Genomic DNA, 14,169 nt, shown 5'->3' with positions numbered 1-14,169 from the left:
GAGCGCGGGTTACGCTCGTCATCATGGCCACACGTGCGACCGGAGGTACACAGAACTCCTCGCGTGGTGGGTCCAAACCCCCCGCGAAGCCACCTTCTCCGCGCAAGCGGGCCCCGGCCCGCAAGCCCGCGGCCAAGGGCCCCGCCCCGCGCAGGCCCGACCCGATCAGCCAGCTGCTCCTCGGGTTCTTCAAGGTCGTCGCCGGCCTGTGGATGCTGCTCGCCAAGGCCGTCGGCTCGGTGTTCCGCGCCTACGGAGACGGCGCCCGTGAGCTGGAGGAGGAGCACCGCCGCGACGGAGCGGGCCTCGCCCTGCTCGGCGCGGCGATCGTGCTGGCCTCCGTGACCTGGTGGACCCCGCACGGATGGTTCACCGAGCTGCTCGAGGCCCTGTCCCGCGGCGGCTTCGGAAAGTTCGCGATGGTGCTGCCCGTCGCGCTCGTCGGCCTCGCCTGGGGGATGCTCCGCCACCCCGAGCGCAACGAGGACACCGGCCGGATCTCCATCGGCGCGAGCGCCCTGTTCCTCAGCATCGCCGGGATCGTCCACATCGCCTGCGGGTCGCCCGCTCCGCGCGACGAGATGAAGGCCGTCCGGGACGCAGGCGGCGTGATCGGCTGGATCGTCTCCGCGCCGCTCGAGACGATCCTCTCGGCCTGGGTCGCGGTGCCGCTGCTGCTGCTCGTGGCGTTCTTCGGGATCCTGGTCGTCACCAAGACCCCGGTCCACCGCATCCCCGACCGGGTCAACGACTTCATGCACGTGGTCATGCTCCGTGAGCGGCCCGAGCCCAAGGCCAAGCGCGAGCGCAGGAAGAAGGACGACGACGGGCCGGAGGTCGAGGAGCGCACCAAGCCCTACGACACGCCGATCGTCGAGCCCGCGGGAGAGGGACCGCACGTCCCGCCGGAGCCCGAACGCCCCCTCGTCGACGAGATCCTCGGCGACCCGGGACCGCCGGTGCTCCAGGACTTCACGCCCGAGCCCGAGCCGCCGCACGTCCCGGACCCGACCCCGGCGCCCGCCCGCTCCGAGCAGCTTCCGCTGAACTCCACCGGTGAGATCTACGAGCTGCCCGAGCCGGTGCTGCTCAAGGCCGGATCGGCGCTCAAGCCCCGCACCAAGGCCAACGACGTCGTCGTGAACGCGCTCACCGGGGTGCTGGAGCAGTTCGACGTCGACGCCCAGGTCACCGGGTTCACCCGCGGCCCGACCATCACCCGGTACGAGATCGAGCTCGGCCCCGCGGTCAAGGTCGAGAAGGTCATCACCCTCTCCAAGAACATCTCCTACGCGGTCAAGTCCCAGGACGTCCGGATCATCTCCCCGATCCCCGGCAAGTCCGCGATCGGCGTCGAGATCCCCAACGTCGACAAGGACCTGGTCTCCCTCGGCGACGTCCTGCGCTCGCAGGTCGCGGCCTCCGACCAGCATCCGATGCTCGTGGGCCTCGGCAAGGACGTCGAGGGCCGCACCGTCGTCGCCAACCTCGCCAAGATGCCGCACATCCTCATCGCGGGCGCCACCGGCGCGGGCAAGTCGACCTGCATCAACGGCCTGATCACCTCGATCCTCATGCGGGCCACCCCCGACGAGGTCCGGATGATCCTGGTCGACCCCAAGCGGGTCGAGCTGACGATGTACGAGGGCATCCCGCACCTGATCACCCCGATCATCACCAACCCGAAGAAGGCCGCCGAGGCCCTCGGCTGGGTCGTCGGGGAGATGGACCGCCGCTACGACGACCTCGCGGCGTCCGGGTTCCGGCACATCGACGACTTCAACAAGGCCGTGCGGGCCGGCAAGCTCGTCGCCCCGCCGGGCAGCGAGCGGGTCTACTCGCCCTACCCCTACCTGCTGGTGATCGTCGACGAGCTCGCCGACCTGATGATGGTCGCCCCGCGCGACGTCGAGGACCACGTCGTCCGGATCACCCAGCTCGCCCGCGCCGCCGGCATCCACCTCGTGCTCGCCACCCAGCGGCCCTCGGTCGACGTCGTCACCGGGCTGATCAAGGCCAACGTGCCGTCCCGGCTGGCGTTCGCGACCTCGTCGCTCGCCGACAGCCGGGTCATCCTCGACCAGCCCGGCGCGGAGAAGCTCGTCGGCCAGGGTGACGCCCTGTTCCTGCCGATGGGCGCGTCCAAGCCGATGCGGCTGCAGAACGCCTACGTCTCCGAGAAGGAGATCGGGGCGATCGTCGAGCACTGCAAGGGGCAGATGGAGGCGCTGTACGCCGAGGACGTCGCGCCCGAGGCCGGTCCGCGCAAGGAGATCGACGAGGAGATCGGCGACGACCTCCAGCTGCTCGTCCAGGCGATCGAGCTGGTCGTCACGACCCAGTTCGGGTCGACCTCGATGCTCCAGCGCAAGCTGCGCGTCGGTTTCGCCAAGGCCGGACGGCTCATGGACCTGATGGAGTCGCGGAACATCGTCGGGCCGTCCGAGGGCTCCAAGGCCCGTGACGTGCTGGTGAAGCCCGACGAGCTTCCGGGAGTTCTGGCCGACCTCAATTCGTGACTTCTTAGTACGGCGTTGCGTATCGCCTAGGTAGGTCGTCCTTTCTACACTGGTGAAAAGCACGGCGGTACGGCGGAGGTTCAAGGATGAGCATCGGCGAGACTCTGGCTGAGGCGCGCCGTGTTTCGGGCCTGTCCCTCGCGCAGGTGAGCGAGCGGACGAGGATCCGGGAGACCGTGATCCGGTGCATCGAGTCCGACGACTATTCGCTGTGCGGCGGCAACTTCTACGCCCGCGGCCACATCCGCAGCATCGCCCGCACGCTCGGCCTCGACTCCGATCCGCTCGTCAGGGAGTACGACGAGGCGCACGGCGGCGCCCCCGCGGCGATCTCGGTGGCCACGGCGTTCGAGCCCGAGCGTCCCCTGCGGTTCCGGGAGCGGCGCACGCCGAACTGGAGCGCGGCGATGGCGACCGCGCTGGTCCTGGTCGTGCTCTACGGGGTCGTCCAGGTGTTCAGCCAGGACCACACCCGCCGCGCCGAGCCGGTCAACCTCGCCGAGAAGCCGCCCGTGACCGCCCCGGCCGTCCAGCCGAAGACCGCGCCGCCGACCCCGCACAAGGACGCGGTCGCGCTGGCCGGCAAGAAGGACGAGGTCGTCGTCGAGATCAAGGCGACCAAGGCCTGCTGGGTCAACATCCGCGACAACGCCGGCAAGGTCCTGTTCAGCGGCATGATCCCCCGAAGCGCCGCCAAGGAGTTCAAGGGCAGGAAGCGGCTGCGCGTGATTATCGGTAACGGCGCGGCGGCCCTCCTGACGGTCAACGGCAAGAAGCTCGGGGCGATCGGCAAGGACGGCCAGGTGGTCCGGATCACCTTCGAACCCGGCGTTCCGGACACCACGAAGATCTCCTGAAGTCCTGGGCTGTCCCCAACGGCCACTACCGTGGGAGCATGCCTAAGGTTTCCCTCGTCACGCTCGGTTGCGCTCGCAACGAGACCGACTCCGAAGAGCTCGCCGCCCGCCTCGAAGCGTCGGGCTGGCAGCTCCAGGAGGAGTCCGAGGGCGCCGACGTGGTCGTCGTCAACACCTGCGGATTCATCGACGCCGCCAAGAAGGACTCGATCGACACCCTCCTGGCCGCCCAGGACACCGGCGCCAAGGTCGTCGCGGCGGGGTGCATGGCCGAGCGGTACGGGGCGGAGCTGGCCGAGGCGCTGCCCGAGACCGAGGCCGTCCTCAGCTTCGACGACTACGCGACCATCGGGGAACGGCTCGACGACGTCCTGGCCGGGCGCAAGCGCGAGACCCACGTCCCCCGCGACCGGCGCACGCTGCTGCCCATCACGCCCGTCGAGCGGTCCGCGGCGCACGTCCACGTCCCCGGGCACGGCACCGACCTCCCGGCCGCCGTGGGCGGGCTCGGCGGCCCCCGGGTGCTGCGCAAGCGCCTGGGCGGCGGGCCCGTGGCGCCGCTGAAGCTGGCCTCCGGCTGTGACCGGCGCTGCACCTTCTGCGCCATCCCCGCCTTCCGCGGCTCGTACGTGTCCCGCAGGCCCGAGGAGGTGCTGGCCGAGGCCGAGTGGCTGGCCCGGCACGACGTCCGGGAGATCGTCCTGGTCAGCGAGAACTCGACCTCCTACGGCAAGGACCTGGGCGACCTGCGCTCCCTGGAGAAGCTGCTGCCGCGGCTGACCCAGGTGGTGGAGCGGGTGCGGGTGAGTTACCTGCAGCCCGCCGAGCTGCGTCCGGGACTGCTGGAAGTGATCGCCACGACGCCCGGCGTCGTCCCCTACTTCGACCTGTCCTTCCAGCACGCCAGCGGTCCCGTCCTGCGCCGGATGCGCCGGTTCGGCGACCCCGAGCGCTTCCTCGACCTGCTCGCCTCGGTCCGGAAGCTGTCGCCGGAGGCCGGCGTGCGGTCGAACTTCATCGTCGGGTTCCCCGGCGAGACCGTCTCCGAGCTCGCCGACCTGACCGGTTTCCTCGAGGAGGCCCGGATGGACGCCATCGGTGTGTTCGGCTACTCCGACGAGGACGGCACCGAGGCCGCGACCCTGTCCGGCAAGATCGACCAGGACGAGATCGACGCCCGGCTCGCCGAGGTGTCCGCCCTGGCCGAGGAGCTCACCGACCAGCGGGCCGAGGAGCGCATCGGCACCCGGATCGAGATGCTGGTCGAGAAGGACCTCGGCGACGGCACCTGGGAGGGCCGCGGATTCCACCAGGCGCCCGAAGTGGACGGCAGCATGACCGTGAGGGGGAGTGGGCTGTCCGTGGGAGCCCTTGTTACGGTGGAGATCACCGGCAGCGAGGGAGTCGATCTCATGGGCGAAGCCCAGTGACCCAGGTGGAGCCACGTGTGGTCTCCAACCTGAACTTCGCGAACGCCCTGACCGTCCTGCGGCTGGTCCTGGTGCCGCCGTTCGTCCTGCTGATGCTGCTGCCGGACGACAGCCTCGGCTGGCGCAACGCCGCCCTGGCGGTCTTCCTGATCGCCGCCGTCTCCGACTGGCTGGACGGCCACCTGGCCCGCACCTGGAGCCTCAGCACCAAGTTCGGCGCCCTGTGGGACCCCATCGCCGACAAGGCGCTGACCGGGGCGGCCTTCATCTGCCTGTCGATCCTCGGCGAGCTGTGGTGGTGGGTGACCATCGTCATCCTGGTGCGGGAGATCGGCATCACCCTGCTGCGGATCCCGCTCGACAAGCGGGGCGTCGACGTCTCCGCGGGTCTGGCGGGCAAGGCCAAGACCGCCCTCCAGATGGTCGCCCTGACGATCTTCATCAGCCCGCGCGAGACCCTGCTGCCGCTGATGATGGGCGCGGCCCTGTTCGCGACGGTCTGGAGCGGCCTGCTCTACCTCCGCGACGCCCTGCCCAGGCTCCGCGAGCCGCGTCCCTAGGAACAAGAGTCCCGGCGGCGGTCCGTCCATCGGTACTAGGGTGGCACCCGTGCGAGTCGAACTGGTGACCGTCGGAGACGAACTGCTGATCGGCGACATCGTCAACGGGAACGCCGCCTGGATGGGTCAGGCGCTCACCCGGATCGGGGTGGCCGTCTCGCGGAGCGTGGTCGTGGGAGACACCCCCGAGGCGATCACCGGGGCAGTGAACGACGCCCTCGCCCACGCCGACGCCGACGCCGTGATCATCACCGGCGGTCTCGGGCCGACCTACGACGACAGGACCCGCGACGTGCTCGCGGAGATGGCCGGGGTGGCCCTCGAGCGGGATCCCATGATCGAGAAGCGGCTGCGGGAACGCGCCGAGCGGTACGGGGTGCCGCTGCGCCCGATGGCCCTGCGGATGGCCGAGGTGCCCGCGGGGGCGGCCGTGCTGGACAATCCGGCGGGATCCGCGCCGGGGCTGCGGCTGGTCCTGGGCGGCAGGCCGGTCTTCGCGCTGCCGGGCGTCCCGTACGAGATGCAGGCGATCATGACGGGGTCGGTCCTCCCCGAGCTCGACTCCGGTGCCTCGAGCGCGCAGCTCACGCTGCGGACCGCCGGGGTGTGGGAGTCGGTGATCGCGAGCCGGCTGGCGTCCGTCGAGGCGATGGAGGGCGTGGATCTGGCCTACCTGCCCTCGCCCGCCGAGGTGAAGGTGCGGATCACCGCCTCCGGGGAGGCGGTGCTGGCCGCCGCCGAGGAGCGGGTGCGCGATCTTCTGGGGCCGACGGTCTTCGGGATCGGGGACGAGACCCTGGCGCTGGCCGTCAACCGGCTGCTGATCGCCCGGGGGGAGAGCGTCGCGGTCGCCGAGAGCCTCACCGGCGGCCTCCTGGGCGCGGAGCTGACCTCCACCGCCGGGTCGTCCGCCGCGTTCCGGGGCGGGGTGACGGCCTACGCCACCGAGCTCAAGGGAAGCCTCCTGGGCGTCCCGGAGGCGCTGCTGGAGGAGCGGGGGGCCGTCGACCCTCAGGTGGCCGTGGAGATGGCCGCAGGGGTGCGCGAACGGCTCGGGGCCACCTACGGCCTCGCGGTCACCGGGGTGGCCGGACCCGACCCTCAGGACGCGAAACCCGTCGGAACCGTCCATATCGGCATCTCCGGGCCGTCGGGAAACCGATCGGTGACCCCCGTGCTGCCGCTGCCGTCCGACGGCGGCAGGGCACGTCCACTGGTCCGGCGGATGACCGTTGTCCATGCACTGGACCTGCTAAGACATGAAATATTGGGGGTTGCAATGGTTCGAGACTGGGAAGAGGATCAGGAAGATCGGGAAGGTTTGACCTGATTACAGCGTTACGTTCGCAGCGAACACGATTTCCCGGCTCTGCCAAGGCCACGGCCGGGACGGGTACGGTGGAACAGTCAGATGGTCCGCACGAAGGGGAGGGAGCGAGCGATGGTCCTGCTTCGTCAGCTGCTGGGTGACGTTCTGCGGCAGCTCCGGCTGCGCCAGGGTCGCACCCTCCGCGAGGTGTCCGCCGCGGCCCGGGTGTCGCTGGGATATCTCTCTGAGGTGGAACGCGGTCAGAAGGAAGCGTCTTCTGAACTGCTCGCGGCGATCTGCAAGGCATTGGGCGTGCCGCTGTCGCACGTCCTCCGAGAAGTCTCCGATCTACTGGCGCTCGCCGAACTGCAGGCCGAACCGGTTCTCGCCGGTCCGCCCCCGCAGCACGAGCGCATCGCCGTTCCCGCGGCCTCGGTGCCGGATTCTCCGGAAGCGATCGTACGGGGGGACATGGTCGCGGCTTGACCCGTCCGGGGATCTTTCTTATCCCTTACGGGGCATAGGCCGGGTTCCTTCCGTGTTGTTCAGGGTGACCGAGAAATTCTGAGCGACATGGAGGGGATCACCCATGGGGACCGTGAAGAGCGTGCTGGCCGACGACGTCCAGCAGGTCACCGGTTCGGCCCTGCAGGGAGCGCTGGTCGACCTGATCGACCTGTCGCTGACCGGTAAGCAGGCGCACTGGAACGTCACGGGCCGCACGTTCAAGCAGGTGCACGAGCACCTGGACGAGCTCATCGCCGAGACGCGTGAGTCCTCGGACTCCGTGGCCGAGCGCGCCGTGATGATCGGGCTGAACCCGGACGGACGGGTCGAGACCGTGGCGAGGTCCACGAGCCTCCCGGCCCTGGAGCCCGGCTACCTCCCCGAGGACAAGGTCATCGCCGCGATCACCCAGCAGCTCGCCGCCGTCATCGGGCGGATGCGGGTGCGGATCGCCGAGACCGAGCCCGACCCGGTGACGCAGGACCTGCTCATCGGCATCACCGCCGGGCTGGAGAAGCAGCACTGGATGTTCTCCGTGCAGCAGTAGCCCCGATCAAGGACCACCCTGGAGCCCCACACCGAAGGTGAACGCAGACGCCTTCGGGGACGGCCGCGCCCCGCACCGCCGCGGGGCGCGGCTCTTCGGTTTCCGGGGCCGTGGCGTTCAGCGGGCGAGTCGCCTGAGGACGGCGCAGCAGCGGAGCGCGTAGAGGCGCTGCATCGCCGGGATGAGCGGTTCGGCCAGGCGGGCCAGGGGGTGGGCGGCGCGGCTGAAGGCGGTGACCGTCAGGGTGACGGCCCCGTCGGGCCTCAGTTCGAGGAGGAAACTCTCCTCGCCCCGCTCCGGATGGCCTTCGAGGGTGCCGTAGGCCCAGCCGGTCTCCGTCTCGTCCTCGACGGTCCAGATGATCCGGCAGGGGGCCTTGATCACCCCGGCGAGCCGGACGGTGACCAGGCCGTCGGGTGCGGCGCGGGGCCGGTCCAGGACGAGGCCGACGGGGATCCGCCGGTGCATCCGGAAGGTCATCAGCGCCTCGCCGGCCTTGCGGTAGGCCTCGGGCCCGTGGCCCACGACCCGGCTGACGCGCAGCTTCTGGTAGCCGTCGGGGAGGTCTCCGGTCCTGGTCGCACCGACCTCGGCGTAGGTGAAGCTCACAGCACCGGCTCCTTCGTCATCCGCCATCCGATCATTCCGCACAGGCCGAACCCGAGGGCGTTCGCGACGCCGTGGGTGGCGGCCGTCCAGGCGAGCCCCGGATGCGGCAGCCCGCTCGCCTCCCCGAGGGCGTACCAGAGCGCCGGCACCATGGCCCCGGCGAGCACTGCCCCCGAGACCCGCAGCCACACCCCGCCGCGCAGGCTGACCGCGGCCACAGCCCACATCCCGCAGGTCAGGACCACGGCCCCGGCGAACTCGGCCCACTGGGAGACGAAGTATCCGGACAGGACCGCCAGGGTGCCCGCCGGGACGCTCCAGGCCGCGAACGTGCCGAGCCGCCCGCCGTCGGCCCGCGCCACCAGGCCGGCCACGAGCGCCGCGGCGAATCCCGCGAAGTGGAAGTGGGCGACCGTCAGCCGCAGGATGACCGGGTCGTAGCCGAACAGCGCGTACCCGCCGCGCTCGGCCACCAGGGCCACGCCCGCGACGACGGGCGCGGCGAGCGCCGTGGCGACGGCGGCCTCCCGTGCGGCGTCCTCACGGCTGCTGAGGGCCGCGATGGCCCGGGGGAGCGCCCGGGAGGCCAGGACCGCCGTCGCGGCGGCGTAGAGGGCGGCCAGGGCCACGGCGAGGGCGCCACGGGGCAGCCAGAGGGCCAGGGCCCCGGGCAGCGCCCCGGCGTACCAGAGGGGCCGCAGGCGTCCGCCGTCCTCGATGAGCGCGAGTCCGAGCGGGACGACGGCGAGCATGCCGACGGCTATCAGGAGGTTCACCAGGGGGATCATGCGGTGTCACCACTTTCTGAACGCGTTCAAGAAGCGCTCCGGTGAGACCGTAGCGCACCATATGAACGCGTTCAAAGGCGGGGACGGAAAAGCCCCTCGGCCTGAGGGCGGAGGGGCTTGCCGGAGATGGGCTCAGGAGTAGGCGGGGCTGTCCCAGGCCTTCGGGTCGGAGGTGAGGCGCTGGACCGTGGGGGGAAGTTCGCCCGCGGCGATGTGGGCGAGGGTGACCTCTTCGAGGATGGAGCGCTCGCTGGCGCGCAGTGCGATCCACACCTCCTGGAGCGACTGGGCGGCGCCGTTGTACCCGACGTGCTCGGGGCGCTCGCCCCGGACGCCCAGCAGGGGGCCGTCGATCGCGCGGATGATGTCGGCGAGGGTGATCTGGTCGGCCGGCTTGGCCAGCCAGTAGCCGCCGTCGGGGCCGCGCTGGCTCCGGATGATGCCGGACCGCCGCAGCTGCCCGAGGATGTTCTCCAGGAACTTGGGCGGGATCTGCTGTGCCTCCGCCAGCTGCACCGCGGTCACCGGGTGCCCCGCCGCCCCCGAAGCCGCGGCGGCGGCGAGTTCGGCCGCCGCGCGCAGTGCGTAATCAACCCGAGCAGACAATCGCATGCTGTAAGTATCCCTCTCTCTGGAGCCACATTTCACCACTGCCCCGATTTACCCCCTCGGAGAACCCGGAATTCTCCTCAAGATCATGAAATGGCCCGTTCCAAGGCTGTCCACCCCCGGCCACCGTCCGACCGGGCTCTGACCGTTCAGACAGGTCATGGGTCGGAACTGAGGGGCTGGGCCCGGGGGCCCGCGATGAAATTCTCCCTTTTTCTGATCGGGAAGCATGGATGAGGGAGCGGGAGGACACGGAGCGTCAGCGGGGCGACGTGGATCCGGCCGGTGGCCGCCCCTGGACGCGCGCCGTCCGGGAGCGGCCGACCGGCCGGGGAGGGCGGCGGTGTCCCGCTCGAAGGGAGTGGCGGGAACCGGCGCCGGTCTGGGGTGGGATCAGGTGAGGCCGAGGCGCTCTGCGGCGGCCCAGGCGTTGACGTAGGCGGCGCCGAAGGTCGCCAGGTGGGGCGTCTCGGGGCGCCAGACCGGCAGGCCCATCTCGACGACGACCGTGTCCGGCCGGGCGGCGGTCAGGGACTCGGCGAGGGCGCGCTGGGCCTCGTGGCGGTGGGCGTCGCGGACGACCAGGACCAGCGGGCGGTCGCCCGCGCGCTCCAGGAGGTCCTCGCGGGTCGTGGTCGCGGGGTCGAGCTGGATCTCCTCGGTCCACGGCGCCAGGCCCCACGGGACCGGCCCGACGGCGATGTTGCCGGGGGCCTCGAGCCTGATCACCAGCGGGTCGGCCAGCCTGATCCGGCCCTGGGCGCGGACGGCCCTGCGGGCCGCCTCGAGCCCGGTGGCGCGGTCGAGCTCGACGGTGCGCGGGGTCGCCAGCCAGGTCTTCAGCCGCCGGACGCGCTGGGCCGCCTCCTCCAGGCGCGCCTCGGGCAGCCGGCCCTCGTGGACCGCGGCGACGATCGCCGCGGTGATCTCGCGGATGGAGTCGGCGAACTCCTGGGAGCCGAGGCAGAGCAGGTCGGCGCCCGCGATCAGCGCCTGGACGGCCGCCTCGGGGATGCCGATCTCCCCGCTGGCGCCCTTCATGTCGAGCGCGTCGGTGACGACGACGCCCTGGTAGCCCAGCTCGTCGCGGAGCAGCCCGGTGATCGCGGCGGGGGAGAGGGTCGCCGGGGTCTCGCCGGTCAGCTCGGGGACGATCAGGTGCGCGGTCATCAGCGCCTGGGTCCCGGCGGCGATCGCGGCCTTGAACGGGGCGAGCTCGCGTTCGTGCAGCAGAGCCAGGTCCGCGTCGACGACGGGAACCGACAGATGGGAGTCGTCGCGGGTGTCGCCGTGGCCGGGGAAGTGCTTGACGCACGCCGCGACGCCCGCCTCCTGAAGCCCCGCGACGGACGCGGCGGCGTGCCGGGCGACCACGTCGGCGGTCGCCCCGAAGGCGCGGGTGCCGATGATCGGGTTCTCGGTGGCGCTGTTGACGTCCACCGACGGCGCGAAGTCCATGTTGACCCCGGCCCGGACCAGCTCGGCGCCGATCGAGCGGAACACCCGGCGGGTCAGCTCGAGGTCGTCGACCACGCCGAGGGCGGCGTTGCCGGGGTAGCGGCTGCCGGTCGTGTGGTCGAGGCGGGTGACGTCGCCGCCCTCCTCGTCGATCGTGATGATCGGGTCACCGGCCTCGCGGAGGGCGGCGGTCAGCGCGGCCAGCCCCTCGACGTCGGGGACGTTGCCGTTGAGGGCGAAGAGGGTCACCCCGCCGAGGCCGTTCTTCAGCTCTTCCAGAAGCCATCCCGGCGGCGTCGCCCCTTCGAAGGGGGCGAGCAGGGTCGCCCGGGCGAGTCGGTGCAGCGCGTCGGTCATGGTCAGGGATCCCCTCTCAGGCTTTCTTCGCGCAGTGATCAGCTGGTGTGGCCTCCCGGAGCCGTCAAGAACCTTTAAAGTTCCCAACATGTCCCGGCGTCAGGCCCTGATCGCGGCGCGCCCCGTGCTCACTGGCGTGGGCTCCACCCGAGCTCTGGCTCGCGCGGAGTTGTGGACAGTAAACTAACAAGAAACTTTCCTATACAAAACCCGTTCAGCCGGATTGACCGACAGGAGACCGAGCATGGCCAGACGTCCGGGGACGCCCCGCCTGCTGCGTGAGCTCAACGACCGCGCCGCTCTCGAGCTCCTGATCTCCGAGGGGCCGCTGACCCGCGCGCAGATCGGTGAGCGCACGGGACTGTCGAAGGTGACGGCCTCCCAGCTGCTGGCCAGGCTGGAAGAACGAGGCCTCGTCGAGGTCGTGGGCGAGCAGGCCGGGGGCCGCGGACCCAACGCCGCGCTCTACGGGGTCGTGCCCGCCAGCGCCTTCGTCGCCGGTCTCGAGGTCGGTCCGAGCGGGGTGACGGCAGGGATCGCCGACATCACCGGCGCGGTCGTCGCGGAGATCACGGTTTCGCTGGACGGCGCCGAGGACCCGGTCGCGGTCGTCCACTCGGCGGTGGCGAAGGCCTGCCGCTCGGCGAAGGTGGCCGCCTCCCGGCTGCACGCCTTCGTGATCGGGACGCCCGGTGTCGTCGATCCGCGGACGGGGGACGTCCGGTTCGCCTTCGACCTTCCGGCCTGGCACGAGGGCGTCCTGGAGGGGCTGCGCCGCGATCTGCGGCGTCCGGTGGTGATCGAGAACGACGTGAACCTCGTGGCCGTCGCCGAGCGCGCCTACGGGGCCGCCCGCGAGGCCGAGGACTTCGCCCTGATCTGGATCGACCGGGGCATCGGCCTGGCCGTCATGATCGGCGACCGTCTCCACCGCGGCATCTCGGGTGGCGCCGGCGAGATCGGCTATCTGCCCGTCCCCGGGGTGCCGCTCCCCGAGGGCGTGACCGAATCCCTCACTTACGGGCAGCCCGCGCTGGCCGGCGGTTTCGGCTCGCTCGTCGGCGCGGACGCCGTCCGTGAGCTGGCCGTCGCCCACGGCTTCTCCGACGTGTCGGCCATCGAGGCCGTCCGGCTGGCGGCCGCCGACGAGGAGCGCGGCGGCGCCTTCCTCGACGAGCTCGCCACCCGCCTGTCCTACGGCGTGGCCTCGGTCAACATCGTCCTGGACCCCGGTCTCGTCGTCATCACCGGAGAACTGGGCACCGCCGGCGGCGAGGGCCTGGCCCAGCGCATCGAACGGGCCGTCGGCCGCATCTCCCCGACCCGCCCCCAGATCGTCCTCGGCCAGGTCGAAGGCAACCCGGTCCTCCGGGGCGCCCTCCACGCCGCCCTCTCCCAGGCCCGCGAAGAGGTCTTCTCCACCACCGCCGACTGATCCCGGGGTCCGGGCGCGGGCGTGGGTGCGGGGACCCGGACGAGCGCAGGGCGGACGCCGGAGCCTCCGCTCAGTGCCGCTCGGCGTCGCTACTCCGCGTCGGCGGGTTCAGGGACGGTGAAGCCGGTGCGGCGCGGGTCCGTCTGGGCGCGGTCGCGGAGGGTCTGGCTGATGATCAAGCGCTTGCGGCGCTGGGCCATCACCCACCTTGCTGTCGATGTCATGCCAACTCCCCAGTTGACGGGCGGTCGCGAAACCGCCGATTCCCCGTTGTGATCACAAGCCTGTCAGAAGGCGGCGGCCAGATCATCGGCCGTGAGAACGATCCCGTCTCCGCCGTCCGGACTAGGGCCTGTCTCGAAGTCAACTGCCCTCCTCCGCACCTCCAGGGCGCACCTGGACGCCGCTCGCCACGGGCGCCGACTTCGAGACAGGCCCAAAGCCTTCTCCCTGATGACGCCTCAGATGGCGCCCGACGTTGCCTCGCTTCTCGTACTTTCTCTACCGGCGCAGGCGGAATCCCTTCGGGGTGGGGTGGAATCCGGCGTTTTCCAGCACTTCGGCCAGGGGTGACTCCGCGACGGTCGTCCCGTTGACGCGCTCGACGGTCACCTGGCCGAGCGAGCCCTCGCGGACGGCCCGGGCGAGCGCCTCGACGGCCGGCTGTGTCCGCTCGGCGTTCCAGGTCAGGAAGGTCTTGCCGCCGCGTTCGGCGTACAGGGTCAGCTCACCGTCGACCAGGACGACCAGTGCTCCCGCCTTGCGTCCCGGCCGGTGGCCGCCCTCGGTCTCGGGCCAGGGCAGGGCCGCCCCGTAGGCGTTGGCGGGGTCGGCGGCGGCCAGCACCACGGCGTGGCCCTCACCGGCGTCGCGGAGGGACCGCAGCCTGTCGACGGCCCCCGGCAGCGCGAACTGCGCCGCCCCGAGCCCGTCGACGAAGTACCCGCGCCGGCATCGGCCGTTCTCCTCGAACGCCCGCAGGACCGGATAGACCGCGGCGAATCCGCCGGGCGTGTGCTCGGCGGCGACCGCGCCCCGGATGACGATGCCGTACCGCTCGAGCAGCGACTCGGCGAGCGCGTGCCCCCGCCGCGTCGTTCCCTCGTCGATCTCGGGCAGCAGCCACCAGCGTCCGGCCGCCGTCGGCGGCCCCGTCCTGCTGGGCATGACGGCCCGCCCGCGCC

At 71.4% G+C, this 14,169-nt stretch carries 14 protein-coding genes; 8 read left to right on the top strand and 6 right to left on the bottom strand.

The window, feature by feature from the left end:
- Window positions 1-23: 23 nt before the first annotated feature.
- The 7 genes from ABD785_RS36115 to ABD785_RS36085 all read left to right on the top strand — a co-directional run bounded on the left by ABD785_RS36115 (window position 24) and on the right by ABD785_RS36085 (window position 7,729).
- Entirely contained in the window at window positions 24-2,519 is a 2,496-nt protein-coding gene (locus ABD785_RS36115) for a DNA translocase FtsK 4TM domain-containing protein (protein ID WP_344837806.1), read from the top strand.
- Between the two features lie 86 nt (window positions 2,520-2,605).
- Window positions 2,606-3,376: a helix-turn-helix domain-containing protein gene (locus ABD785_RS36110; protein WP_344837803.1), complete on the top strand. Its 771-nt coding sequence runs from the start codon at window positions 2,606-2,608 to the stop codon at window positions 3,374-3,376.
- Between the two features lie 38 nt (window positions 3,377-3,414).
- Window positions 3,415-4,806 (top strand): 30S ribosomal protein S12 methylthiotransferase RimO, encoded by a 1,392-nt coding sequence (gene rimO / locus ABD785_RS36105; protein ID WP_344837800.1) that lies wholly within the window; start codon window positions 3,415-3,417, stop codon window positions 4,804-4,806.
- A 17-nt stretch (window positions 4,807-4,823) separates the two neighbouring features.
- Window positions 4,824-5,366, top strand: coding sequence for a CDP-diacylglycerol--glycerol-3-phosphate 3-phosphatidyltransferase (gene pgsA / locus ABD785_RS36100; RefSeq protein ID WP_344837797.1), 543 nt, complete (start codon window positions 4,824-4,826; stop codon window positions 5,364-5,366).
- Between the two features lie 49 nt (window positions 5,367-5,415).
- Window positions 5,416-6,696, top strand: coding sequence for a CinA family nicotinamide mononucleotide deamidase-related protein (locus ABD785_RS36095; protein ID WP_344837794.1), 1,281 nt, complete (start codon window positions 5,416-5,418; stop codon window positions 6,694-6,696).
- Between the two features lie 111 nt (window positions 6,697-6,807).
- Window positions 6,808-7,161, top strand: a complete 354-nt coding sequence (locus tag ABD785_RS36090; RefSeq protein ID WP_344837791.1) for a helix-turn-helix domain-containing protein — start codon at window positions 6,808-6,810, stop codon at window positions 7,159-7,161.
- 103 nt (window positions 7,162-7,264) lie between these two features.
- Window positions 7,265-7,729, top strand: a complete 465-nt coding sequence (locus ABD785_RS36085) for a Dps family protein (protein ID WP_344837788.1) — start codon at window positions 7,265-7,267, stop codon at window positions 7,727-7,729.
- 117 nt (window positions 7,730-7,846) lie between these two features.
- On the opposite strand, the gene ABD785_RS36080 is transcribed toward ABD785_RS36085, so the two are convergent.
- From ABD785_RS36080 to ABD785_RS36065, 4 genes are all read right to left on the bottom strand, one after another.
- The gene (locus ABD785_RS36080; RefSeq protein WP_344837787.1) at window positions 7,847-8,338 is read right to left on the bottom strand and encodes a DUF1990 domain-containing protein; all 492 of its coding nucleotides are present in this window, start codon (window positions 8,336-8,338) and stop codon (window positions 7,847-7,849) included.
- Window positions 8,335-9,114, bottom strand: a complete 780-nt coding sequence (locus ABD785_RS36075; protein WP_344837785.1) for a YndJ family protein — start codon at window positions 9,112-9,114, stop codon at window positions 8,335-8,337. Before ABD785_RS36075 ends, ABD785_RS36080 begins: the two co-directional genes overlap by 4 nt.
- Window positions 9,115-9,258: 144 nt before the next feature.
- Entirely contained in the window at window positions 9,259-9,738 is a 480-nt protein-coding gene (locus ABD785_RS36070) for an RrF2 family transcriptional regulator (protein ID WP_344837782.1), read from the bottom strand.
- Window positions 9,739-10,128: 390 nt separating this feature from the next.
- Window positions 10,129-11,550 carry a glycoside hydrolase family 3 protein gene (locus ABD785_RS36065; RefSeq protein ID WP_344837780.1) on the bottom strand — a complete coding sequence of 474 codons (1,422 nt, stop codon included), beginning with the start codon at window positions 11,548-11,550 and terminating at the stop codon, window positions 10,129-10,131.
- Between the two features lie 244 nt (window positions 11,551-11,794).
- Here ABD785_RS36065 and ABD785_RS36060 point away from each other — a divergent pair, with 244 nt between their 5' ends.
- The gene (locus ABD785_RS36060) at window positions 11,795-12,985 is read left to right on the top strand and encodes an ROK family transcriptional regulator (protein WP_344837778.1); all 1,191 of its coding nucleotides are present in this window, start codon (window positions 11,795-11,797) and stop codon (window positions 12,983-12,985) included.
- 89 nt (window positions 12,986-13,074) lie between these two features.
- On the opposite strand, the gene ABD785_RS36055 is transcribed toward ABD785_RS36060, so the two are convergent.
- Together ABD785_RS36055 and ABD785_RS36050 are read right to left on the bottom strand one after the other, a co-directional pair.
- Window positions 13,075-13,209 (bottom strand): hypothetical protein, encoded by a 135-nt coding sequence (locus ABD785_RS36055; RefSeq protein WP_344837775.1) that lies wholly within the window; start codon window positions 13,207-13,209, stop codon window positions 13,075-13,077.
- A 277-nt stretch (window positions 13,210-13,486) separates the two neighbouring features.
- A partial coding sequence (locus tag ABD785_RS36050; protein ID WP_425547864.1) for an Lhr family helicase occupies window positions 13,487-14,169 on the bottom strand: 683 nt, incomplete at its 5' end.

It is taken from the genome of Actinocorallia longicatena (assembly GCF_039534125.1).
Classification (GTDB): domain Bacteria; phylum Actinomycetota; class Actinomycetes; order Streptosporangiales; family Streptosporangiaceae; genus Actinocorallia; species Actinocorallia longicatena.
Note: the sequence above shows the minus strand (reverse complement) of the source record. Positions and strands in the feature narration are given on the sequence as shown.